The organism is Enterobacter cloacae complex sp. S2 (assembly GCF_015159675.1).
In the GTDB taxonomy this organism is placed as follows: domain Bacteria; phylum Pseudomonadota; class Gammaproteobacteria; order Enterobacterales; family Enterobacteriaceae; genus Enterobacter; species Enterobacter intestinihominis.
This window is the reverse complement of the sequence record NZ_JADDTS010000044.1, coordinates 52145-75264: the sequence shown is the minus strand read 5'-3', so window position 1 is coordinate 75264 and position 23120 is coordinate 52145. Positions and strand designations below refer to the sequence as shown.

At 53.3% G+C, this 23120-nt stretch carries 23 protein-coding genes and 1 pseudogene; 16 read left to right on the top strand and 8 right to left on the bottom strand.

Translation table 11 applies throughout. The features are described 5' to 3' along the window. Positions 1-8: 8 nt before the first annotated feature. From tssF to dbpA, 10 genes are all read left to right on the top strand, one after another. Entirely contained in the window at positions 9-1763 is a 1755-nt protein-coding gene (tssF, locus tag IPZ49_RS19895; RefSeq protein WP_015570425.1) for a type VI secretion system baseplate subunit TssF, read from the top strand. Next, positions 1727-2812, top strand: a complete 1086-nt coding sequence (gene tssG / locus IPZ49_RS19890) for a type VI secretion system baseplate subunit TssG (protein ID WP_033486889.1) — start codon at positions 1727-1729, stop codon at positions 2810-2812. The genes tssF and tssG overlap by 37 nt, the downstream gene beginning before the upstream one ends. Further along, on the top strand, positions 2790-3335 hold the full coding sequence (tssJ, locus tag IPZ49_RS19885; protein ID WP_033486890.1) for a type VI secretion system lipoprotein TssJ: 546 nt from the start codon (positions 2790-2792) through the stop codon (positions 3333-3335). The genes tssG and tssJ overlap by 23 nt, the downstream gene beginning before the upstream one ends. Further along, entirely contained in the window at positions 3335-3790 is a 456-nt protein-coding gene (gene tssE / locus IPZ49_RS19880; RefSeq protein WP_033486891.1) for a type VI secretion system baseplate subunit TssE, read from the top strand. Before tssJ ends, tssE begins: the two co-directional genes overlap by 1 nt. A gap of 23 nt (positions 3791-3813) precedes the next feature. Continuing rightward, positions 3814-5130 carry a VasL domain-containing protein gene (locus tag IPZ49_RS19875; protein ID WP_063932763.1) on the top strand — a complete coding sequence of 439 codons (1317 nt, stop codon included), beginning with the start codon at positions 3814-3816 and terminating at the stop codon, positions 5128-5130. Positions 5131-5158: 28 nt separating this feature from the next. Next, entirely contained in the window at positions 5159-5647 is a 489-nt protein-coding gene (locus IPZ49_RS19870) for a hypothetical protein (protein WP_033486893.1), read from the top strand. 297 nt (positions 5648-5944) lie between these two features. Then, on the top strand, positions 5945-7075 hold the full coding sequence (locus tag IPZ49_RS19865) for a methyl-accepting chemotaxis protein (protein ID WP_080296605.1): 1131 nt from the start codon (positions 5945-5947) through the stop codon (positions 7073-7075). A 90-nt stretch (positions 7076-7165) separates the two neighbouring features. Beyond that, positions 7166-8149, top strand: a complete 984-nt coding sequence (gene zntB / locus IPZ49_RS19860; RefSeq protein ID WP_017382256.1) for a zinc transporter ZntB — start codon at positions 7166-7168, stop codon at positions 8147-8149. Between the two features lie 281 nt (positions 8150-8430). Then, positions 8431-8577 (top strand): hypothetical protein, encoded by a 147-nt coding sequence (locus tag IPZ49_RS19855; protein ID WP_275427718.1) that lies wholly within the window; start codon positions 8431-8433, stop codon positions 8575-8577. Positions 8578-8634: 57 nt separating this feature from the next. Further along, positions 8635-10008, top strand: coding sequence for an ATP-dependent RNA helicase DbpA (gene dbpA, locus IPZ49_RS19850; RefSeq protein ID WP_033486895.1), 1374 nt, complete (start codon positions 8635-8637; stop codon positions 10006-10008). A gap of 43 nt (positions 10009-10051) precedes the next feature. Here dbpA and ttcA read toward each other — a convergent pair whose 3' ends face one another. Then, complete coding sequence (gene ttcA, locus IPZ49_RS19845) at positions 10052-10987, bottom strand: tRNA 2-thiocytidine(32) synthetase TtcA (protein WP_045907293.1); 936 nt, start codon at positions 10985-10987, stop codon at positions 10052-10054. Between the two features lie 49 nt (positions 10988-11036). Continuing rightward, positions 11037-11234: pseudogene (locus IPZ49_RS19840) on the bottom strand (tyrosine-type recombinase/integrase); the annotation flags it as partial. Positions 11235-11304: 70 nt separating this feature from the next. On the opposite strand from IPZ49_RS19840, the gene IPZ49_RS23370 reads away from it, so the two are divergent. The 3 genes from IPZ49_RS23370 to IPZ49_RS19825 all read left to right on the top strand — a co-directional run bounded on the left by IPZ49_RS23370 (position 11305) and on the right by IPZ49_RS19825 (position 12278). Beyond that, entirely contained in the window at positions 11305-11436 is a 132-nt protein-coding gene (locus IPZ49_RS23370) for a hypothetical protein (RefSeq protein ID WP_017693355.1), read from the top strand. 219 nt (positions 11437-11655) lie between these two features. Next, positions 11656-11853: a hypothetical protein gene (locus IPZ49_RS19830; protein ID WP_000790642.1), complete on the top strand. Its 198-nt coding sequence runs from the start codon at positions 11656-11658 to the stop codon at positions 11851-11853. Between the two features lie 2 nt (positions 11854-11855). Then, positions 11856-12278, top strand: coding sequence for a GFA family protein (locus tag IPZ49_RS19825; protein ID WP_032653714.1), 423 nt, complete (start codon positions 11856-11858; stop codon positions 12276-12278). Between the two features lie 33 nt (positions 12279-12311). Here the strand turns inward: IPZ49_RS19825 and ompC are convergent, their stop codons facing one another. Beyond that, complete coding sequence (gene ompC, locus IPZ49_RS19820) at positions 12312-13439, bottom strand: porin OmpC (RefSeq protein ID WP_017382260.1); 1128 nt, start codon at positions 13437-13439, stop codon at positions 12312-12314. A 385-nt stretch (positions 13440-13824) separates the two neighbouring features. Further along, positions 13825-17349, bottom strand: coding sequence for a pyruvate:ferredoxin (flavodoxin) oxidoreductase (gene nifJ / locus IPZ49_RS19815; protein WP_063932764.1), 3525 nt, complete (start codon positions 17347-17349; stop codon positions 13825-13827). Between the two features lie 270 nt (positions 17350-17619). Here nifJ and IPZ49_RS19810 point away from each other — a divergent pair, with 270 nt between their 5' ends. Continuing rightward, entirely contained in the window at positions 17620-17886 is a 267-nt protein-coding gene (locus tag IPZ49_RS19810; RefSeq protein ID WP_003856935.1) for a DUF333 domain-containing protein, read from the top strand. Between the two features lies 1 nt (position 17887). Here the strand turns inward: IPZ49_RS19810 and hslJ are convergent, their stop codons facing one another. The 4 genes from hslJ to IPZ49_RS19790 form a co-directional block, all read right to left on the bottom strand. Continuing rightward, a complete protein-coding gene (gene hslJ / locus IPZ49_RS19805) occupies positions 17888-18325 on the bottom strand; it encodes a heat shock protein HslJ (protein WP_015570436.1) in 438 nt (145 codons plus the stop codon). A gap of 123 nt (positions 18326-18448) precedes the next feature. Further along, on the bottom strand, positions 18449-18577 hold the full coding sequence (locus IPZ49_RS19800) for a DUF2474 domain-containing protein (RefSeq protein ID WP_017693358.1): 129 nt from the start codon (positions 18575-18577) through the stop codon (positions 18449-18451). Continuing rightward, positions 18577-19587, bottom strand: a complete 1011-nt coding sequence (gene cydB, locus IPZ49_RS19795) for a cytochrome d ubiquinol oxidase subunit II (protein WP_015570437.1) — start codon at positions 19585-19587, stop codon at positions 18577-18579. Before cydB ends, IPZ49_RS19800 begins: the two co-directional genes overlap by 1 nt. Positions 19588-19592: 5 nt before the next feature. Then, positions 19593-20987 (bottom strand): cytochrome ubiquinol oxidase subunit I, encoded by a 1395-nt coding sequence (locus IPZ49_RS19790; protein WP_063932765.1) that lies wholly within the window; start codon positions 20985-20987, stop codon positions 19593-19595. Between the two features lie 393 nt (positions 20988-21380). Between IPZ49_RS19790 and IPZ49_RS19785 the strand changes: the two genes are divergently transcribed. Both IPZ49_RS19785 and IPZ49_RS19780 read left to right on the top strand, forming a co-directional pair. Continuing rightward, positions 21381-21569, top strand: a complete 189-nt coding sequence (locus IPZ49_RS19785; protein ID WP_017693360.1) for a hypothetical protein — start codon at positions 21381-21383, stop codon at positions 21567-21569. An 82-nt stretch (positions 21570-21651) separates the two neighbouring features. After that, positions 21652-23076, top strand: a complete 1425-nt coding sequence (locus IPZ49_RS19780; protein WP_063145844.1) for a PLP-dependent aminotransferase family protein — start codon at positions 21652-21654, stop codon at positions 23074-23076. Positions 23077-23120: the final 44 nt, after the last annotated feature.

Below are 23120 nucleotides of genomic sequence, written 5' to 3'. Positions count from 1 at the left end.
AGGTTCTTATGGACGACTTAACCCTGCGTTATTACGACGCTGAAATGCGCTACCTGCTGGAAGCCGGCGAAGAATTTGCCCGCGCTCACCCTGAACAGGCGGCAATGCTCAATCTCGATAAAGCGGGCGCGCGCGACCCGTACGTGGAGCGACTGTTCGAGGGCTTTGCCTTTCTGATGGGCCGCCTGCGTGAGAAGCTTGATGACGACCTGCCTGAACTAACTGAAGGGCTGGTCAGTCTGCTATGGCCGCATTACCTGCGCACTATTCCCTCGATGTCGGTGGTGGAGTTCACTCCTGTCTGGCGTGAGATGAAAGAACCGATGCGTATTGCCAGAGGTTTCGAGGTCAATTCGCGGCCGATCGGTGAAAAAGGCACGCGTTGTCGCTACACCACAACTAAAGAGATAACCCTTCAGCCACTGGCGTTGGAGCATGCCCGCCTGTCGACTGATCCTGACGGGCGCTCTGTCATCAGCCTGCGCTTCAGTTGTAGCCATCTTGCTGACTGGAGCCGTGTCGATCTCAGCCAGATCCCGTTCTATTTCAATGCTGACGCACCGCTGGCCTGCGCTATGCATGAAGCTTTTACCATGAATACTGCGCGTCTGTGGCTGCGCATGCCGGGCGACATGGACAGAAGGCCGATGGACGGGTATTTCACCGCACTGGGGTTTGGTGATGATGACAGGCTGTGGCCGAAGGGGGACAGCAGTTTCAGCGGTTACCAGTTGCTGCTGGAGTACTTCACCTTTCGCGAGAAATTCATGTTTACGGGGCTGCGCGGGCTGGAGAGCGTGGTCTTTCCGGCTGAGATCCCGTGGTTTGAAATCGACGTGGTGCTGGCGGAACGCTGGGAGCATGACTTCAGCTTTACCGAAAAGCACCTGCGCCTGAATTGTGTGCCGGTCATTAACCTGTTCCCGCTGGAATCCGATCCGCTGACGCTCAATTCTCTGCAAACCGAATACATGCTGCGCCCGATGCGCGTGCAGGATGGCCATACCGAGATCTATACCGTGGATTCGGTGATGTCATCGAGCCAGCATACCTACGTGCCGTTTTCGAGCTTCCGTCATAAGGGAGGAATGATGCGTCATGAAGCACCGGAATATTACTACCACACCCGCGTGCGCCGCGGTCCGTCCGGCCTGCATAACACCTGGCTCATCCTTGGCGGCGAAGCATTTGATAATCATACCGTCCCGGAAGACGAAAGCCTGTCGCTGACGCTAACTGGCACCAATGGTCAACTTCCACGACGTGCGCTGCAAAGCACCGTGCTTGATACGGTGATGAAAACCACTTCGGTCAGCATTGCCGTGCGCAACCTGTGTGCGCCGACGCTGCCTTGTTACCCACCTGCGCAGGACCGTTTTCACTGGCGCGTACTGAGTCACCTTGGCAGCGGATTTCTGTCGATGATGGATAATGCCGACGTGCTGCGCGGTACCCTGGCGCTGTATGAATGGACCGACAGCGAGATGAACCGTCGCCGCCTGGAAGCCATCCTCGAGGTGAAGCACAGTGAAACGGAGCGCTTTGAACAGGGCTACCTGGTCCGTGGCGTGCAGATTGAAGTCACGCTGGACAGCAATGGCTTTGCCGGACGCGGCGACATCTGCTTATTTGGCGAGATGATGAGCCGATTCTTTGCGCTATACACTGACATCTACTTGTTTAACCGCCTGATTATCATTCTGCAACCGACCGGAGAACGCCTGGAATGGGAAGAGAAGCACAACCGCCGCATTCCCGGCTGAGCCCACGGCTGGAAGCCGACCTGCATCGTATTAACTTTTACCGTTTATGCCAGTTGCTGGAGAAGCGTAACCCGGGCAGGCCGCTGATGGGCTCGACCAGTCACCCGGGCGATGACCCGGTACGCTTTGCCCCGCATCCGGGCATGGGATTTCCGGCCAGTGAGCTGAAAGCCGTGGAGTATGATGAGGATGATGACAGCCGGCCACCACGTATCCGCACGACCTTTATGGGAATGTACGGTGTCGACTCACCCCTGCCGATGGCGTATCTCGATGACATCGCTCAGCGTCGGGAAGGGCATGACGCACTACAGGGTTTTCTGGATATTTTCAGCCATCGCATTCTGACGCAGTTTTACCGTATCTGGCGTAAATACTCTTATCCGGCCACCTTTGAACCCGGTGGTACGGACAGCATCTCGCAGTCACTGCTGAGCCTGGTGGGATTGGGTATTCCCGGCACAGCAGACCACATCGCCACACCGGTATCTCGTTTTCTGGCTCTGCTGGGTGTTCTACAGCAACCGGGCAAAACTCAGGAGGGAATGCAGGCGCTGGTGACGTTGCTGGCCCCGGATACCACCGTGAAGGTTAGTCCATACTGCCTGCGGCCGGTGGAAATGGGTCAGCCGCTGGGCTTTTACGGTGATGACGATTTTCTGCTGGACGGCAACACGCCACTGGGTGACGAAGCGATGGATGCGGGTAGCCAACTGCTGGTTGCGCTTACAACGGATAATGAACAGGAGGCACAGGGCTGGAAGCCGGACGGTCTGCTGTATCAGGACTTTCTGGTGATGCTTCGTGTCTGGCTCGGCTGGCGTTTTAAAGCAAAGATCACCCTGACCACACGGACCCGACTGCTGGCCGTTCCGCCGCTTGGCGAAGGCCCTTTCTGGCTCGGGATGAACGGCGTGCTGGGTGCTGATGAGGGGGAACTTAAAGACGATATCCCACCGACCTTTACGACGGAACTGGGCTATTACACTGGCCTGAAGCCGGCAATACCACAACAAGGAAACCGACGTGTTACGTACAAGTTTGATTAAATCCGCAGGCTGGTTGCCTGCACTGCTGGCGTTCAGCCTGACGGGGTGCGGGATGACGCAGGGTATCACCGATGGCACCAAATCGGCATTTAACGCCGTGTTCTACAAAAAAATTAAGATGCTGCACCTGGATTTCACGGCGCGTGAAGCGCTAAACACCGATTCCCGCGAAAGTAACTCACTCTCCGAGCCGGTGGTAGTCCGTGTCTATCAACTGAAAGACCGTAAAATCTTCGATAAAACGGTTTACCAGCAACTATTGAACGATGGCGAAACTATTCTGAAAACCGACCTGATGGCGACCCGCGATGTGGTCGTAAAACCGGGCGGTGATACAAATCTTGATATGCCAATGGAAGAAGAAACGCAGTTTGTCGCGGTAATCGGCCTGTTTCGTCACCCGGACCTGGTAAACAATACCTGGAAGCAGGTTCTAAAACGTGAAGATCTCGATCCGGATAAGCCGCGCATTCTGGAGGCCGGGAATAACCACCTGACGTTACAGCCATTGAAGGATGACTGATGCCTAAGGGACATAATACGCCATCGCTGTATGAAATGCTGAGCGGCAATTTCTCAGGTGGCCTGAGCCTCAACCAGGTCAGCGAACAGAATCAGGTGATTTTATCAGTACTCGATAACATGCAGCGCATCCTCAACTGCCGCGCCGGTACGCTGGCTCACTTGCCGGACTACGGCCTGCCGGATATGACAAAAATCCTCCAGGGAATGCCCGGTACCGCCCATCAGCTGATTACCACACTGTCGGCCATATTGCTGAAATATGAGCCGCGCCTGAGCCGGATTTACGTGGTGATGCAGGAACAGATTCAGCCCGGTGAACTCCGCTACGCCATTGATGCGGAGCTGAAGGGGGTCGGGCTGGTGCGCTACGGCACGGAATTTATGCCCGAGGGCAGGGTATTAATCCGTCATCTGAAACAACAGCAATACCTCGATGCACGAGCCGCCATCTAGTTATTACTCAGGTTAAAACAGTTATGACAATAAATTCTGAACGCCAACTTAAAACCGGCGGGGATCCGCGCACACTTGCGGATTACGCTGCCTTGCGCGACGAAATGAACAAGCTCACCCATCCGGCACGCCCGGATGTTAACTGGCAACACGCGGAAACGCTCTGTCTGTCACTGTTCGAGCATAACGGTGTGGAGCTACAAACGGCTGCCTGGTATACGCTCGCCCGCACGCATCTCGCCGGCCTCTACGGCATGAATGAAGGGCTGGCGGTACTGGCTGCCCTGGTCGTCCGCCAGTGGGGAAGCCTCTGGCCACAGCCTGTTCATGCGCGAGTTGAAATCCTCAGCGCACTGAGCAAACGCCTGCAACAGGTGGTGAGAACGCTGACGTTGACGTATGCCGATTTAGGGCAGCTTTATCAGGCTGAGGAGGATCTGAACGCTCTGAGTGACATGTTGCAGCGCCTCGAACTTAAGCATGCTGCTCAGCTTGATGCTCTGCGCACGATGATGCAGAACGCAGCAGTGCGTCTGGAAAACAGTGAAAATTCGGGCGTAAGTCTGCCGGGTAACGCGGTAGGGGCCGCGGAACTCCACCTCACAGAACCGACAGAGCGTTGCAAATGGGTTTATGTGGTTCAGCCCGAGTCGTTGCCGAATAAAGAGCCTCCTGTACCCGTGAAGCAGTGGAAGCCATTTGCTGCGGGTATGTTGTTCATGCTGGTGGCAGCCAGCATTGTCGCAGTGGGATGGCAGACGATGCATGCGCCAGATTCAGTACAAACTCAGCTGGCCGCGTCCCTGACTCCTTTACCTGAAGGACTCTCTACAGCACAGTTGCAGGCGCTGCAACAAACGTCACCGCCACCTGAACCGGGGATCAGCAAGACACAGCAGCTGTTAGCGCAGCTTTTACGCCTGAAACCAGACTGGGCAGTAAGCTACGGCGACCGTCTGGTGCAGCAGGCGCTGACGCTGTGGCCTAAAGAGGCCAAACCCCTGGTGCAACAGTGGCACAAGCAGATTAGCGTTGCCGGACTTGCAGAATCAGATCTGAATGGCTGGCATCAGGGAATGACGCAGTTACAGCAGTTGACGAACAGGCTAAACGCGCTGGATGAACAGAAGGGGAAGTACATGACGGTCAGCGAACTGAAATCAGCCGTGTTTGCCATGTCGCAGTCCTTCAGCCATACCGTTCCGCTTGAGGAGCGGCTTCGTCTGCTTTCCATTTTACCTGCCGGGCAACCCCTGTCAGCAGCGCAGCTAAACCAGACCGAACAGCATCTTCAGCAGTTGATTGCCAGCTATGCCCTGCTGAAGCACCAAAAAGAATAATGAGACTGGCGAAAAACACGGAGTTGACATGTCAGCAAGAGAGCGTTTTTTTAAGAAAGTGCAACAGAATATCGGGGACAAACCAATCTATGTTAATACGGCTGAGGCCGAAGTCAGGGCGTTTTGTGAGCGGATGGAGGATCTTGCGCAGCAAATCATTACATGGTTTGAAGGTTCTGGTATTGAAATATTTTTATCTAAAAAACATATCACCGATTTAAGTACGGTTGGCTACAGCCTCAGTAGCGGTATATGTCGTTATGCCATTACGACGATCATTTTGCAAAATGGGGATCGCAGCGTCACCATTATGCCAGAACAGGTGATCAGGGGGCCGGAGAAGGGGTGTGTGACGATGAGTATTAATGTCCCCGATAGTCTGTCGGGGGCGAGGATATTCCATTTAAGCATGGCGCCTGATACAGGCTGGTATATTCGTCGCGGGCATCAAAGTGCAAAAGAGAATATTCTCATGAATGAGGACTGTTTTTTCCAGACTATCGACTATCTGGCCTGAACGTAAGCCACTCTAACGGGAGGGGCGCGTATTAACTACGTTAACTTATTAAGCACCACTAAACAACGGCGCCCTACAGTACCCCTCCTTAAATATATAATTGCCATTTTTGAAGGGGTATCAGCAACCAAACGACAAGCCAGACATTTAGCGTAAAACATGCTTTTTATCCGCCTTAAGTAAAACTGCGCAAATCAAACTGCAAAACAACAAACCAGCGACGAACGTGAGGACAAATTTGTATGGCAATGCTATAACCCTTAATGCCAACCAAAATATAATGTCCCAGGAAAACGTATGCTAAGAAATATTAGTGTCAGAACGTTCATTGTCTATTTCCTTTTATGTGTATTTTTGGTAAGTGATGGAGTTATAGCGCTATTTTCACGAAATTCTTCGCTTTTTATTGCAGTCATAATTGTACAATTCATCGCCTTATTTTTGCTTTGGGCGTACATGACAAAATATCTTGTGACGCCCATCAATACTGTGAAAAAAAGTATTGAAGAAGTGACGTCAGGCAAACTTGGCGTGTCGATACCTGAATTTGGTAACAACTGTGCGGGACGACTGATCCCGGGGATTAATAGTCTCTCCAGCAACATTGCAACGCTGGTCCGTGAGATTCGCGCCTCCTCGCAAACCGCGATGACCCTTTCAGATCAACTCTCTTCACGCAGCGCGCAGCTTTCCGTCAAAACAGAACAGCAGTCAGCTTCGCTGGTGCAAACGGCAGCCAGCATGGAAGAGATGGCTGCAAGTACAAAAAATAATGCCGACAATACCCGTTTAGCCAGCGAACAGGCGAATCTCGCGACGTTGCAGGCGCGTAAAGGCGGAGAATTAATGGGGCAGGTCGCGAACAATATGCAGTCGATTACCGACTGCGCCCAGCAAATGACAGAGATTATCTCGCTGATTGACGGTATCGCTTTTCAGACCAATATTCTGGCGCTTAACGCCGCCGTTGAAGCGGCAAGAGCGGGCGACCATGGTAAAGGGTTTTCTGTGGTCGCGGGTGAGGTGAGAAGCCTGGCGCATCGTAGCGCCGAAGCGGCAAAAAATATTAAGTCACTGATTGAAGTTACCAGCCATAACGTGACGCAGGGCGTTAACGTGGTCTCTGAAGCCGAAAAAAACATGCATGACATTGTTACCGGTTCGGGCAATGTCAGCAGACTGATGGATGAAATATCCGCCTCAACATCAGAACAGGAAAAAGGTATTTCACAAATTACGCAGGCATTGTCAGAGCTTGAACGCGTAACGCAGAGCAACGTGTCAATGGTTGAAGAACTCAATGGATCGTCAGATGTGCTGCGCAATCAGGTGATTGAGCTCCAGACACGAACACGTAATTTCCGTCTGGAAAATGAGTTCCAGACTGATAATGCATTAAAAAGCCGCGAATGGGCGGTGAATTCCTGAACGTATTCAGGACGATGCCTCACATAATTATTGCTTAACCCTCGGCGAAAGCTAGACTGACACCGAAAGAGATAAAACGGTGGAGGCGCTGTGGAGAGCATTAAAGGGTCTGAGGTTAACGTACCTGACGCAGTTTTTGCATGGGTGTTTGATGGACAAGGCGGCGCAAGGCCGCTTGAAGATCAGGATCACATCGACAGCGAACATCCATGCTGGCTGCACCTCAACTACACGCACCCGGACAGCGCCGAGTGGCTCGCGTCCACGCCGCTATTGCCCAACAACGTTCGGGATGCGCTGGCGGGAGAAAGTCTCAGACCCCGCGTCAGCCGGATGGGTGAGGGGACGTTAATTACGCTGCGTTGTATAAACGGCAGTACGGATGAGCGTCCGGATCAGCTGGTGGCAATGCGTGTTTATATGGATGAACGGCTGATTGTTTCCACCCGCCAGCGAAAAGTGCTGGCGCTGGATGACGTCATTAACGATCTGAAAGAGGGCACGGGGCCTACGGATTGCGGCAGCTGGCTGGTGGATGTGTGTGATGCGCTGACCGATCATGCCAGCGAGTTTATAGAAGAACTTCACGATAAAATCATCGATCTGGAAGATAACCTGCTCGATCAGCAAATCCCCCCACGTGGTTTTCTGGCGCTGCTGCGTAAGCAGCTCATCGTGATGCGCCGCTATATGACCCCTCAGCGCGACGTTTATGCGCGGCTGGCCAGCGAACGCATGAGCTGGATGAACGACGATCAGCGCCGCAGAATGCAGGATATCGCTGACCGGCTCGGACGTGGACTGGACGAGATTGACTCATGTATTGCCAGAACGGCAGTCATGGCGGATGAGATAGCCCAGGTGATGCAGGAGTCGTTAGCCAGGAGAACGTACACCATGTCGCTGATGGCGATGGTCTTTTTACCGAGTACCTTCCTGACGGGGTTGTTTGGCGTAAACCTCGGAGGGATCCCCGGCGGTGAATATCACTATGGCTTCACCACGTTTTGCGTCATGTTAGTGGTTTTGATTGGGGGTGTTGCATGGTGGTTGCATCGTAGTAAATGGCTGTAAATTTACGCTTTTCTGAGGCAGAGTCGGCTTCAAAACGACATTTTAATTGAGCGAAGTCAATAAACTCCGACCATGTTAGGTGCAATATTACTCCCGCAGGTGAATGCAACGTCAAGCGATGGGCGTTGCGCTCCATATTGTCTTACTTCCTTTTTTTGAATTACTGCATAGCACAATTGATTCGTACGACGCCGACTTCATAGTCGGCTTTTTTTTTGCCTCCTGTTTATCTGCGTCTACCCTTTAGGGGTCAGCACCCTAATCTGGAGGAAAAGATGAGTATGCTACTTGCCCTGCAACGCCTCAACACCTGGCAGTCCGATCCGGTGCCCACCGATCCGACGCCGATACCCGATCCTGTCCCACGTCCGCAGCCGATGCCGGATCCGCCGCCGGATGAAGAACCGATTAAATTGTCGCATCGTTAGCGCAGATCTGCGAGGATACGCGCCATCTGACTGCAATCATTACCACGAGAGTATATTGTGACCGCTTTTTCCACGCTGAACGTTCTGCCTGAAGCCCAACTGACTAACCTGAATGAGTTGGGCTACCTCACTATGACCCCTGTCCAGGCCGCCGCGCTGCCGGCTATCCTTGAAGGCCGTGACGTGCGCGTGCAGGCGAAAACCGGCAGTGGTAAAACGGCTGCATTTGGGCTAGGCCTGTTACAATACATTGATGCAACCCTGTTTCAGACTCAGTCCCTGATACTCTGCCCGACGCGCGAGCTGGCCGACCAGGTCGCGGGTGAGCTGCGTCGTCTGGCGCGTTTTTTGCCTAACACTAAAATTTTAACGCTCTGCGGCGGGCAACCGTTCGGTGCGCAGCGCGATTCCCTTCAGCACGCGCCGCATATCATTGTGGCAACGCCGGGCCGTCTGCTCGATCACCTGCAAAAAGGCACTGTTTCACTCGATGCACTGCAAACGCTGGTGATGGATGAAGCTGACCGCATGCTGGATATGGGCTTCAGCGATGCGATTGACGAAGTGATCCGCTTTGCCCCAGCCACACGCCAGACGCTGCTCTTTTCTGCCACCTGGCCCGAGGCGATTGCAGCGATCAGCGGGCGCGTGCAGAAGAACCCGCTGACCATTGAAATCGATACTGTCGATGCGTTACCGGCGATTGAGCAGCAGTTCTTCGAGACATCGCAGCAGGGCAAAATTCCACTGCTACAAAAATTGCTGAGCCAACACCAGCCAGCGTCCTGCGTGGTGTTCTGTAATACCAAAAAAGATTGTCAGGCGGTGTGCGATGCCCTGAATGATGCCGGACAGAGCGCATTATCGCTGCATGGCGATCTGGAACAGCGCGATCGCGATCAGACGCTGGTGCGTTTCGCTAACGGCAGCGCTCGCGTGCTGGTTGCAACGGATGTGGCGGCCCGTGGCCTGGATATTAAATCGCTTGAGCTGGTGGTGAATTTCGAACTGGCATGGGATCCGGAAGTGCATGTCCACCGCATCGGGCGTACCGCGCGTGCAGGTAACAGTGGTCTCGCCATCAGCTTCTGCGCACCTGAAGAGGCGCAGCGCGCCAATATTCTTGCGGAAATGCTGCAACTGAAACTCAACTGGGTGAATACCCCTGGTAATATCAGCATCGCTCCGCTGGCGGCGGAGATGGCCACCCTGTGCATCGACGGCGGTAAAAAGGCCAAAATGCGTCCCGGTGACGTTCTGGGGGCGTTAACTGGGGATATCGGTCTCGACGGGGCAGATATTGGCAAGATCACGGTCCATCCTGCGCATGTCTACGTAGCGGTTCGCCAGTCGGTTGCGCATAAGGCCTGGAAGCAGTTGCAGGGCGGGAAGATTAAAGGGAAGACCTGCCGCGTTCGACTGCTGAAATAAGCTTAAAACGCGTCTCAGAAACGATATCTGAGACGCTGCCAGGTTACTTGACTTCTACCACGTTCAGGCGCAGTTCATCGAATTGCGCATCCTCTTCCTCTGGCTGCCAGCCAGCAGGCTGCATCGGGATCTCTTCGCGGTCAAACGCCAGATCCCCGCCATTCACCACCTCTGAACCGTGGTTAATCCCTTTGAAATCGAACAGTTCAACGTCGGCCAGGTGCGAAGGCACCACGTTCTGCATGGCGCTGAACATGGTTTCGATGCGGCCCGGATAGCGTTTATCCCAGTCACGCAGCATGTCGCCAATGACCTGACGTTGCAGGTTCGGCTGTGAGCCGCACAGATTGCACGGAATGATAGGGAAGGCTTTGGCCTGGGAGAAACGCTCAATGTCTTTCTCGCGGCAGTAGGCGAGTGGGCGGATCACGATGTGTTTGCCGTCGTCGCTTATCAGCTTCGGTGGCATTCCCTTCATTTTGCCGCCATAGAACATATTCAGAAACAGCGTTTGCAGAATGTCGTCCCGGTGATGACCAAGCGCAATCTTGGTGGCGCCCAGTTCGGTTGCGGTGCGGTACAGAATGCCGCGACGCAAACGTGAGCAGAGCGAGCAGGTCGTTTTGCCCTCTGGGATCTTCTCTTTAACAATGCCGTAGGTATTCTCTTCTACGATTTTGTACTCAACGCCCAGGTTCTCAAGGTACTCCGGCAGGATATGCTCCGGGAAGCCCGGCTGTTTCTGATCGAGGTTAACCGCGACCAGGGAAAAGTTCACCGGTGCGCTTTGCTGTAGATTGCGCAGGATCTCCAGCATGGTGTAGCTGTCTTTACCGCCCGACAGGCAGACCATGATGCGATCGCCTTCTTCAATCATGTTGAAGTCTGCAATGGCTTCGCCCACGTTACGGCGCAGTCGCTTTTGCAGTTTATTCAGGTTGTACTGTTCTTTCTTGTTAATTTCTTGATTTTGTTGCATCTATTCGTTACTCAGATCTCAAATGGGGCACAGGGTGAGGAAAACGATTTCAAAGCGTCAGCTTCGTGTTCATCTCTTCTATCCATGTAGCATAGATTTCATACACCATCTGCGCATTTACGTGCCCCATCTGGTTAGCGATAAAAGACGGGTTTGCGGCTACCGGTAAAAACCAGCATGCGAAAGTGTGTCGTGTATGGTACGGATTGCAGCGCCGAATGCCAGCACGATTTACAAATGAGCTCCACAGGAGAAGTTTGGTTAAGACTGAAGGGTTGTCTACACTTACAGCTTACGCAGTAAAAACGGAGGTGAAAATGACTGACCGTCCCGTTAATGGTGACCATCCTGATTATAATCCCAGCCCGGATAACCCGGATAAGGATGGAAAAAAACCGAAAGATGATCCTGGCTCAGCGCCTGAATCAGGCGATAAAGATCCAGAGTAATGACCTGCCGCCTTTTCGAAGGCGGTTTTAACACCCATTCGGCCTCTCTATGCGCACCGCTATTCATGTTGTCCTCTTCAACGTTGTCTGATAACCGCTCAGAACCCCTACTGTTTTGCCTGGCGAACAGCTGAGATAAAGCACGGATCTCATTCCCGCGTACCAGCGCGTTTTACATTTCTCCTGCTACGCTTTTGAGGGGGACAAGGGAGCGCTTCTATGAAAAATAAAGACGAGCAGACAGGATTAGTTGGGCTGGCGATTGGTGCCGCCGTTATCGGGCTGGTTTCATCCCAGAAGATCATCAACCGTGAAAGTATTGTCGCTGAGCTGGTAAGGCTCGGCAGGCAGAAGGGGGATGGTGTCGAAGATGAGGTCTTTTTAAAAGCGGCTGAGTTAGTGAGAAAAGGAGTATAACAATGGCTGATATTCGTCATGCACAGTGTCATTGTGGGGCGGTGAAATTTACGGTTGAGCTGACGGACGGCCTGAATACCGCACGTCGATGTAGCTGCTCGTTTTGCAGGATGCGTGGGGCGGTAGTGGTTTCAGCGCCTTTGACGGGCATTAAGGTGACGCAGGGCGCGGACACGCTCACAGAGTACCGTTTCAACACCGGCACGGCGCGCCATTTCTTCTGTTCGATTTGCGGTATTTACACGTTCCATCAACGACGTTCCAATCCCAATGAATATGGTGTGAATGTCGCCTGTCTGGAAAATGTCACGCCATTCGACTTCCCGGAAGTGGCGGTAATGGATGGAGTAAATCACCCTATGGATGGCGACAGCGGGGTAATTGGTTATCTCTCTTTTCGCAAAGAACAGGCGAAACAGCGATAAAATTAGCCCGCAGATCGCTGCGGGCTAACGGGATTAGAACTGGTAAACCAGACCTAACGCTACAATGTCATCCGTACCGATGCCATTGTTTTTGTAGAACGAATCATCTTCATCCAGCAGGTTGATTTTATAATCAACATAGGTGGACATGTTTTTGTTGAAATAGTAGGTAGCACCGACGTCAGCGTATTTCACCAGATCTTTATCGTCCTGGCCATTGCCCAGGTCTTTACCTTTGGACTGTAAATAGGAAATAGCCGGACGCAGACCGAAATCGAACTGATATTGTGCGGTGACTTCGAAGTTCTGGGTTTTGTTTGCCACCGCATCTGCATTGTCGCCGTACGGCGTCATATTGCGGGTTTCGGAATACATTGCTGCCAGATAAATGTTGTTGGCATCGTATTTCAGACCTGCGGTCCATGCATCCGCAGTATCGCCGCCCGCAGTAGTGTAATTTACCTGATCGTTGGTACGGTCAGATGAAGTATATGCCGCACCTGCGCTGAAGCCCATGCCGAAATCGTAGGTTGCGGATATACCGTAACCGTCACCATTTTCATGACGTGTATCACGACCGTTGTTGGTCCCTTCATTGGTAGAGCAGAAATTCTCGTCGCAGTTATTACCTTCATTATTACCCTGATACTGCACCGCGAAGTTCAGACCCTGCACCAGACCAAAGAAGTCGGTATTACGGTAGGTCGCCACGCCGTTTGCACGACCGGTCATAAAGTTATCGGCATAAGTATAAGAGTCGCCACCAAATTCTGGCAGCATATCGGTCCAGCCTTCAACGTCGTACAGGACGCCATAGTTACGGCCGTAATCGAAGGAGCCGTAATCGCCCACCTTCACACCCGCGAAGGCCAGACGCGTCCAGGACTGATTGTCAGAACCTTCGGTGTTGTTTGCCTGAATGTTGTATTCCCATTGTGCGAAGCCGGTCATCATGTCGTTGATTTGGGTTTCACCTTTGAAGCCCAGTCGCATATAGGTTTGATCGCCATCTTTAGACGCGTCGTCAGAGAAATAATGCAGACCATCTACTTTGCCATACAGATCCAGTTTATTGCCGTCTTTATTATAAATTTCAGCTGCGTGAGCGGCGCCAGCCATTAACAAAGCGGGGATCATCAGTGCCAGTACTTTTCTTTGCATTTTGATTATTCCTTTGCAGTTATTTTTTTATTACTTCGTGAACTTTCCGGGCTGGAAAGCTGTCCCATGCTAAATCACTCTGACGGCGGATGAATAAAATATAATTGTTACGGGTTAAGTAAAATCTAAACTAAATGATGCGGTTGAAATAACGATAGATGTCATGAATGAATTATGATAATCAATACAAAATAAAAATTATTAATTACGTGGAAAACAAGGTAACCTCCACGCCGTTATATGCCTTTAAGATTTTTTCATCCATAATTCACGTGAATATTGTTCAGAACATTGAGGCAATTTTCACCGATCTTCTGGATTCGCCCGGTGCACGTGCATCGGGCTTTTTTTGGCAAAAAAATGCCCGGACAAGCCGGGCATAAAGTTATTCACTGGTCGATTTTTCGGCTTTCCCCGCCAGTTGCGCCAGGAAGTCATAACGCTTCTGTAGATCCGCTGCCGCATCCTTCCATAGCTGCTCTGCCACTTCTGGCTGTTGAGCGTTCAGCCTGCGGAAACGCTGCTCCTGAAGTAAGGTTTCGGCAAGGGCGTCTGACGGCGGACGCGAATCCAGCGCCAGCGGCAATTTCCCTTCATCGGCACGGCGCGGGTCGAAGCGGTACAGTGGCCAGAAGCCGGTTGCGGTGAGCTGACGCATCTGGTCGTGGCTGAGCGCCAGATCGTAGCCATGCTCCTCACACGGACTGTAGGCGATAATCAGCGACGGCCCTGGATACGCTTCCGCTTCCTGAATGGCTTTCACCGTCTGGTTGAGCTGCGCCCCCAGCGAAATCTGCGCGACGTAGACGTGTCCATACATCATCATGCTGACGCCCAAATCTTTACGCGCCTTGCGCTTGCCGTGCTCACCAAATTTCGTGACCGCCCCCAATGGCGTTGCTTTCGAGGCCTGTCCGCCGGTGTTGGAATAGCACTGAGTATCGAGCACCAAAATATTGACGTTTTCGGTCAGGCTCAGGACATGGTCAAGACCACCGAAACCAATATCGTAGGCCCACCCGTCGCCGCCGATCAGCCAGACAGATTTTTCAACCAGCGCGTCAGCATCAGTGAGGAGTTGTTCAGCCCCTTCAACACCCTGAAGCGCGTTGCGCAGTTCAGCAACCTGCGCGCGACGAACGTCAGGTGTGGCCTCCGCATGCAGGGCATCATTCAGTTCTGCCGGGATCTTATCGGCAAACTGTGCCAGCAGACGCATTACGCGGGCGCGGTGCTGATCGACCGTCAGACGGAATCCCAGACCAAATTCTGCGTTGTCCTCGAAAAGCGAGTTTGCCCACGCCGGGCCGCGACCGTTCGCGTCGGTGGTGTATGGCGTGGACGGCAGGTTACCCCCGTAGATCGACGAGCAGCCCGTCGCGTTGGCAATCAGCATTCGGTCACCGTAAAGCTGAGTGAGCAGTTTGATATACGGTGTTTCGCCGCAGCCGGAGCACGCCCCGGAGTACTCGAAGAGCGGGGTGATGAGCTGCGAGGTACGAATGTCAATGCGTTCCAGCTTGTTGCGATCGATTTCGGGCAGGTCGAGGAAGAAATCATAATTCACTTTCTCTTCTTCAACATGTTCAAGACGCGACATCATATTGATGGCTTTGATTGACGGGTCCTGACGATCTTTCGCCGGGCACACCTCGACGCACAGGTTACAGCCGGTACAGTCTTCCGGCGCCACCTGTAGGACATATTTCTGACCACGCATATCGCGGGATTTTACATCCAGCGAGTGCAAACTTTCCGGCGCGCCATCTAACGCTTCTGGCGACACCACTTTGGCGCGAATGGCCGAGTGCGGGCAGGCCGCCACGCAGTGGTTGCACTGGGTGCACAGCTCTTCTTTCCAGATGGGAATCGCTTCGGCAATGTTGCGTTTTTCCCAGCGGGTCGTGCCCATCGGCCAGGTTCCGTCAGGCGGAAGCGCAGAGACGGGAAGGGTGTCGCCCAGTCCGGCAAGCATCGCCGCCGTGACGGTTTTGACGAAATCCGGGGCGGCGTCAGACACCACTGGCGGCCGGTTCGGACTGCTGGCATTGACCGGCTGCAACGGCACCGCGAACAGCGATTCGCGGGCCAGCGCCAGCGCCTGCCAGTTGCGCTCAACCAGTTCCTGACCTTTGCTGCTGTAGCTTTTGGCGATTGCACCCTGAAGCTCCATCAGCGCGCTGTCGCCCGGCAGAATATTGGTCAGGTGGAAGAACGCCATCTGCATAACCGTATTGATGCGCGCCGCCAGGCCGCATTCGCGGGCGATCTTCGCGGCGTTAATGACATACAGGCGCGCCTGTTTCTGGTTAAGCACCGCCTGCACTTCCTGGGGCAGGCGTGCCCAGACCTCGTCGGCGCTGTAAGGGGTGTTGATCAGGAAAATACCGCCGGGCTTCAGGCGCTCGGCCATCTGATATTTATCAATGAACTGGAGCTGGTGACAGCCAACAAAATCCGCCTGAGAAATCAGGTATGCCGAGCGGATCGGGTGTTCGCTGACGCGCAGATGGGAGACGGTCAGTCCGCCCGCTTTTTTGGAGTCGTAGACGAAATATCCTTGCGCATACCACGGCGTAGAGTTGCCGATAATTTTGATGTTGTTCTTGGTCGCCGAGACGCTGCCGTCGCTACCCAGACCGTAGAACAGCGCTTCCAGTTTCGCATTCGAGGGCAGGGTGTTTTCCGGCAAGGGGAGAGAAAGGTTAGTCACGTCATCATAAATGCCGACCGTAAAGCGCGGCTTCGGTTTTGCCTCGCGGAGTTCAGCAAATACCGCCAGGACGCACTCCGGCCCGAACTCTTTGGAAGACAATCCATAACGCCCGCCAATGACGCGCGGCAGCGTTTCGCGCTCACCGCGGTTAAACGCCTCAGCCAGAGCGGTCATCACATCCAGATAAAGTGGCTCAGCCTGTGCGCCAGGCTCTTTGGTGCGGTCCAGTACCGCCACTGCACGCGCGCTGTCCGGCAGGGCTGCGAGCAGGTGTTTCGCTGAGAAGGGACGGTAGAGGCGAACTTTGAGCACGCCAACTTTTTCACCACGCGTCAATAGCTCATCAACCACCTCTTCACAGGTGCCAATGGCGGAGCCCATCAGGACGATCACGCGCTCGGCCTGCGGATGACCGTAATATTCAAACGGCTTATATTCGCGGCCCGTCGCAGCGGCAAAATCGTCCATCGCCTGTTCAACGTGTTCATAGACCGCGTTGTACCACGGGTTTGTCGCCTCGCGGGACTGGAAATAGGTATCCGGGTTCGCAGAGGTACCCCGGATCACCGGATGTTCCGGATTGAGGGCGCGAGCGCGATGCGCATCGATGTCAGCCTGCGGCAGCAGATTAAGAATAGTGTCGTCCGGTAGCGGAACGATTTTATTGATCTCGTGGGACGTACGGAAACCATCGAAGAAATGAATAAATGGCACTCGGCTTTTCAGCGTGGCGATATGCGAAATCAGCGCGAAGTCCTGCGCTTCCTGCACGCTGCTGGCGCAGAGCATAGCGCAGCCGGTCTGACGCACGGCCATCACATCTGAGTGGTCGCCAAAAATAGAGAGAGCGTGAGTGGCTACGGTGCGTGCGGCAACGTGCAACACAAACGGCGTTAATTGCCCTGCCAGCTTGTAAAGCGTGGGGATCATCAACAGCAGCCCCTGAGACGACGTGAACGAGGTCGACAGGGCACCGGTCTGCAACGCACCATGCACGGTGGCAATGGCACCGGCTTCGGACTGCATCTCTACAACTCGCGGGACATCGCCCCAGACGTTTTTTATCCCATTACCAGCCCAGGCGTCAGCCTGTTCAGCCATCGTGGAGCTGGGAGTGATGGGGTAGATGGCGATCACTTCGCTGGTACGAAACGCAACAGACGCGACTGCACCATTGCCGTCAATAGTTTGCATAGGACAACACCCTTACATTGCGCAAAAAGAGGGGCCTGAAAAACGACGACAGACCCTGAATATTATCTGTGTATTTTAGCAAAGCTCAGGTTTTACGATTTTCGCTTTTGTGTCCTTGGTATGCGCTGTATCAATGACTCGATGGCTACTCGCGTTAAAAAATTGCGAGAAATTGTTACCAGGGCGCATAAATACGCACATCCGCTCTCGACGATGCGGCGCGTGATGCCTATTATGCATAGGTTTCGCGTTAATTATGGGGAGGAAGGTATGCGTTCAGCATTTTGGGTCGGATGTGCCGCGTTACTGTTGTCGGCATGCAGCAATGAACCTGTACAGCAGGCGACAGCGGCACACGTTACGCCAGGTATGCGGGCGGCGATGTCCAGTTCAGGTCAGGCCAACTGCGCAATGATCGGCGGTTCACTCTCCGTTGCCCGTCAGCTCGATGGCTCCGCCATCGGCATGTGCGCATTGCCAAATGGCAAACGCTGTAGTGAGCAGTCGCTTGCCGTAGGTTCGTGCGGAAGCTACTGAGTTATTCAACTCGCTTAAACATCAATGTTTTATTGGCTGTCGCCAGGGTTAACTGGTCTTCGGTCAGGTCTACCTGTGCGCCTGTGCGTAGCATATCGGCGATGGTCTGATCCAGTTCATTTAGCTGCGGCTCGGTGCAGAGTTTCCGCGTCATTGCCAGCGTTTTGACCGTCAACTCTCCTTCGGACAGTTTCCCCTGGCCGTTGAAGCCGTTGCACATTGTGCCGGAGACGACAATGTTGTTAATCAGGCTGATATTGGGTTGCGCACTGAAGCGAATTTCAGGCTGGGTTTTCCCGCCTTTAACCGCTTTGCCATCCACATTTTCCAGAACGAAACGATGATTCTCTAGCTGTTCGGTCTGAACGGAGGCTTTACCAGGATTAACGCATCCAGCCAGTGCGAGGCTGATTAAACTTACTGCCGCGAGCTTTTTCATTTTTTTTCTCAAACTATCAATACCGTAAATATTTTTTCAGTGTAACCATACCCTCCTGGGTGTTAATGGGGTTTATCTGAAAGTGCGGGAAGGGACCGGGCGGCGGCGCACCCGGTCAGTGAGTTAGTGCGATTTAAATCCGGCTGCGGCCATCAGCATTTTAAAGAGCATACTTACGCAGGCCAGCGCCAGAACGCTGCCGCCCCAGATGATGGCAAGCCACATCAAACGTTTCCATACAGGTTGTTGCATCAGTGATAACCCTCCCCATGCTGTACTTTTCCGCGAAAAACGTAATAACTCCAGAAGGTGTAGACCAGAATCACGGGAATGATCAACAGTGCACCCACTAACATAAAGCCCTGGCTTTGGACTGGCGCAGCGGCCTGCCACAGGGTAATGTCCGGCGGGATAATATGCGGCCAGATGCTGATCCCAAGCCCGCTAAAGCCAAGAAAAACCAGCCCTAATGTCATAATAAACGGCAGAGTATGGCTCGCAGGATCGTTCAGGCAGCGCCACTGGCACAGACTCAGGATCGCAACCAGCGCAGGAACGGGCAGCAGATAAAACAGATTCGGCAGCGTAAACCAGCGCGCAGCAATAGCTGGTTGGGCGAGAGGGGTCCAGATACTGATTACTGCAATGAATACCAGAAGCAGGAGCAGAAGCACTTTCGATACCTGACGCATCCGCTGTTGCAGGGCATTTTCGCTTTTCATTACCAGCCACGTTGAACCTAGCAGCGCGTAAGCCACTACAAGACCCGCACCGCAGAAAAAATTGAACGCGGTAAACCAGTCAAACGGACCACCGCTGTAAGCGCGACCAGTGACGCTGAACCCATGGATGACCGCGCCGACGGTGATGCCCTGGCTAAAGGTCGCCACAATTGATCCACCAATAAAGGCCTTATCCCAGAACGGGCGGTGCGCCGGAGTGGCCTTGAAGCGAAATTCGAAGGCGACGCCACGAAATATAAGCCCGATCAGCATTATTGTCAGTGGAATGGTTAGCGCGTCGATGATAACCGCATAGGCGAGAGGAAAGGCGCCAAACAGGGCCGCACCGCCAAGCACCAGCCAGGTTTCATTGCCATCCCAGACGGGAGCCACGCTATTGACCATCACGTCGCGGTCGTCCGCATTCGGCGTTGCCGGAAACAGGATGCCTATCCCCAAATCAAAACCGTCCATCACGATATACATCAACGTGGCGAAAACGATAATCACGAACCAGATAATGGAAAGATCGATACCCATTACGGTTACTCCTTAAATTCAGTGGTGACGGCAGAAAGCGGACGAGCAGGGCGGCCATCGGATTCAGTCGCGAAGGATTCATGGGGCTGCGGCCCTTTTTTAATCAGACGCACCATATAGCTGTAACCCACGCCGAATACCGCGGTATAAACCACGAAGAAGGCCAGCAAACTGACGCTCATGTGCAGATCGCCATGCGCGGAAACCGCATCCTTTGTACGCTGTAGACCATAGACGACCCAGGGCTGGCGGCCGACCTCCGTTGTTACCCATCCGGCGAGGATCGCGATCAGCCCGGACGGCCCCATCAGCAGGGCAAACCACAGGAAGGAACGTGAGGTATAAAGTCGCTGTTTATAACGCAGCCAGATTGCCGTCACGCCCAGGAGCAGCATCAACATTCCCAGGCCGGCCATGATGCGGAAAGACCAGAAGACAATGGTGGCGTTCGGACGATCTTCTTTTTGGAACTCCTTCAATGCCGGAACCTGTTTATCGAGACTGTGGGTCAGGATCAGGCTGCCGAGAGCGGGAATTTCCAGGCCAAAACGGGTCCGTTCCTGCTCCATATCCGGCCAGCCAAATAGCAGCAGTGGGGTAGGCTCACCCGGCGGATTCTCCCAGTGGCCTTCTATGGCGGCTATTTTCGCTGGCTGGTATTTTAAGGTGTTAAGCCCGTGCATATCCCCCACCAGCGCCTGGACTGGGGCCACGATCAACGTCATCCACAACGCCATGGAAAACATGGTGCGAATAGCGGGCGTATTGTTTCCGCGCAGCAAATGCCAGGCCGCGGAAGCACCGACAAACAGCGCGCTGCTGAGAAATGCCGCTATTGACATGTGCAGCAGGCGGTAAGGGAAGGAGGGGTTAAACACCACGGCAAACCAGTCCACCGGAACGACCTGACCGTTGATGATTTCATACCCTTGCGGTGTCTGCATCCAGCTGTTTGACGAGAGGATCCAGAACGTAGACATGAGGGTCCCCAGTGCGACCATGCAGGTCGAAAAGAAGTGCAGCCCCGGCCCGACCTTATTCCAGCCAAACAACATTACCCCGAGGAACCCCGCCTCAAGGAAGAACGCGGTAAGCACTTCATAGGTCAGCAGGGGGCCGGTAATACTGCCCGCGAACTGGGAAAACCCACTCCAGTTAGTGCCAAACTGATAAGCCATCACCAGGCCGGAGACCACGCCCATCCCAAAGTTGACGGCGAAGATCTTCGACCAGAAATGGTACAGCGAGCGCCAGACGGGATTTTTTGTTTTCAACCACAGCCCTTCCAGCACGGCGAGATAGCTCGCCAGGCCAATGGTTATCGCCGGAAAAATAATATGAAAGGATACGGTAAAGGCGAACTGTATTCGCGCAAGATGAAACGCATCTAAACCAAACATGCACTGCCTCAATGTTAAACGGTGTACTGTTATGATAGAGAGGCGGCAAATGAGATATCAGAAGCAGAAATCGATAATTTATCTATAACAGTTGTGGGAAAAGCTGAACTTTATCTGGCTGATATAGGTAACAAGGAAGAATAAAAAATTTCTTTTTATGATTTTTACGCATTAAACAGCTTGCTATGTCGCCAGCAACATGCGTTAATGGATTTCTGGTTTTGAATCCAAATAAATATCTGACGTAGTTTTATAAAGCAGTTCTCATCACGTTGTGCCTCTCCGCAGCCTCTCTTGGGTCTTTATCTACATTCCGATTAGTTTTGTATCGAACCATTTATTGCCTGATCGGCTCATGAGTAATTTACGTTTTTACGTTTACAGGAGAATCCTATGACTTCTTATATCCATTTCCGCTGCCCATGCTGTCATGGCTCGCAGTACCGCACCTCAGCTTTTGATGTGTCTGACAAAAATCCGTTCGGCGCGAAATGCATTTTCTGCAAATCGTCGATGATCACGCTCGACCACCTGGCCGCAGCGCGTTCTGCTCAGAATCACATTACAGAGTACCGCAAGTAATCTGCCGCGTTTCCTATAACAGTTAGCAAAATCTTCTCTTTTTCTCCTGCTGATATACACTGTCAGCAATAAGGAGAATCTGATGAAAAAATACCAGCGTCTGGCGCAACAAATTATCTCGCAGATTGAGCTTGGCGTATGGTTGCCGGGCGATAAGCTGCCTTCTCTGCGAGAGCAGGTGGCAAGCAGCGGCATGAGTTTTATGACCGTGGGCCACGCGTATCAGATGCTGGAAAGTCAGGGGCGCATTGTTGCCAGACCGCAGTCAGGCTATTACGTTGCCGCCCGCCCGACCACACACCAGCCAGCACCGCCCGCGCAGGTGATGCGCGATGAAGTAGTTGACATCAACACCTATATCTTCGACGTGCTACAGGCCAGCCGCGACCCCTCCGTTGTCCCTTTTGCCTCGGCATTTCCCGATCCGCGCCTATTCCCGCTTCAGCAACTCAACCGCTCGCTGGCTAATGTCAGTAAAACGGCCACGGCCATGAGTGTGATTGAAAACCTGCCGCCGGGTAACGTCGACTTACGTCATGCCATTGCCCGTCGCTACGCTCAGCAGGGGATGAATATCTCCCCGGACGAAATTGTGATCACCGCGGGCGCGCTCGAAGCACTCAACCTTAGTTTGCAGGCTGTCACTGAACCAGGTGACTGGGTTATCGTTGAAAACCCCTGTTTTTATGGCGCACTCCAGGCACTTGAACGTCTGAAACTGAAAGCGCTGTCGGTTGCTACTGACGTGCGTGAGGGCATCGATTTCAGTGCCCTTGAGCAGGCGTTAAATGATTATCCGGTGAAAGCCTGCTGGCTGATGACCAACAGTCAGAACCCGCTCGGCTTCACGCTGAGTGCAGAGAAGAAAGCTCAGCTGGTGGCCTTATTAACCCGGCATAACGTCACGCTGATTGAAGACGATGTTTACAGCGAACTCTACTTTGGCCGCGAAAAGCCGCTTCCGGCAAAGGCCTGGGATAAGCAGGATATGACGTTGCACTGCTCCTCATTCTCTAAGTGTCTGGTGGCCGGTTTCCGTATTGGCTGGGTGGCGGCGGGAAAACATGCGCGCCGTATTCAGCAGTTACAGCTGATGAGTACGTTATCCACCAGCTCCCCCATGCAGCTGGCGCTGGTGGATTACCTGGCGACCAAACGTTACGACGCCCACCTTCGTCGCCTGCGGCGCACGCTTGCTGAACGCAAACAGCAGGCCTGGCAATCGCTTTTGCGCCATATGCCTGCTGGCGTCAAAATCCATCATAACGACAGCGGCTACTTTTTATGGCTGGAACTGCCTGAACAGCTGGATGCGGGGCAGTTGAGTGAAAAGGCATTAATTCATCAAATCAGCATTGCGCCCGGCAAAATGTTTTCCACCTCCAATATCTGGACACCGTTTTTCCGTTTCAATACCTCATGGGGATGGGGCGAGCGGGAGGAGCAGGCGGTCGTCCAGCTGGCGGCGTTAATTCGCGAAATGATGCTGCCCCCAGTCACACCTTGATGAAAATTCCTGAAGCGACATGATGCGCGGTCTACCTTTAGTAA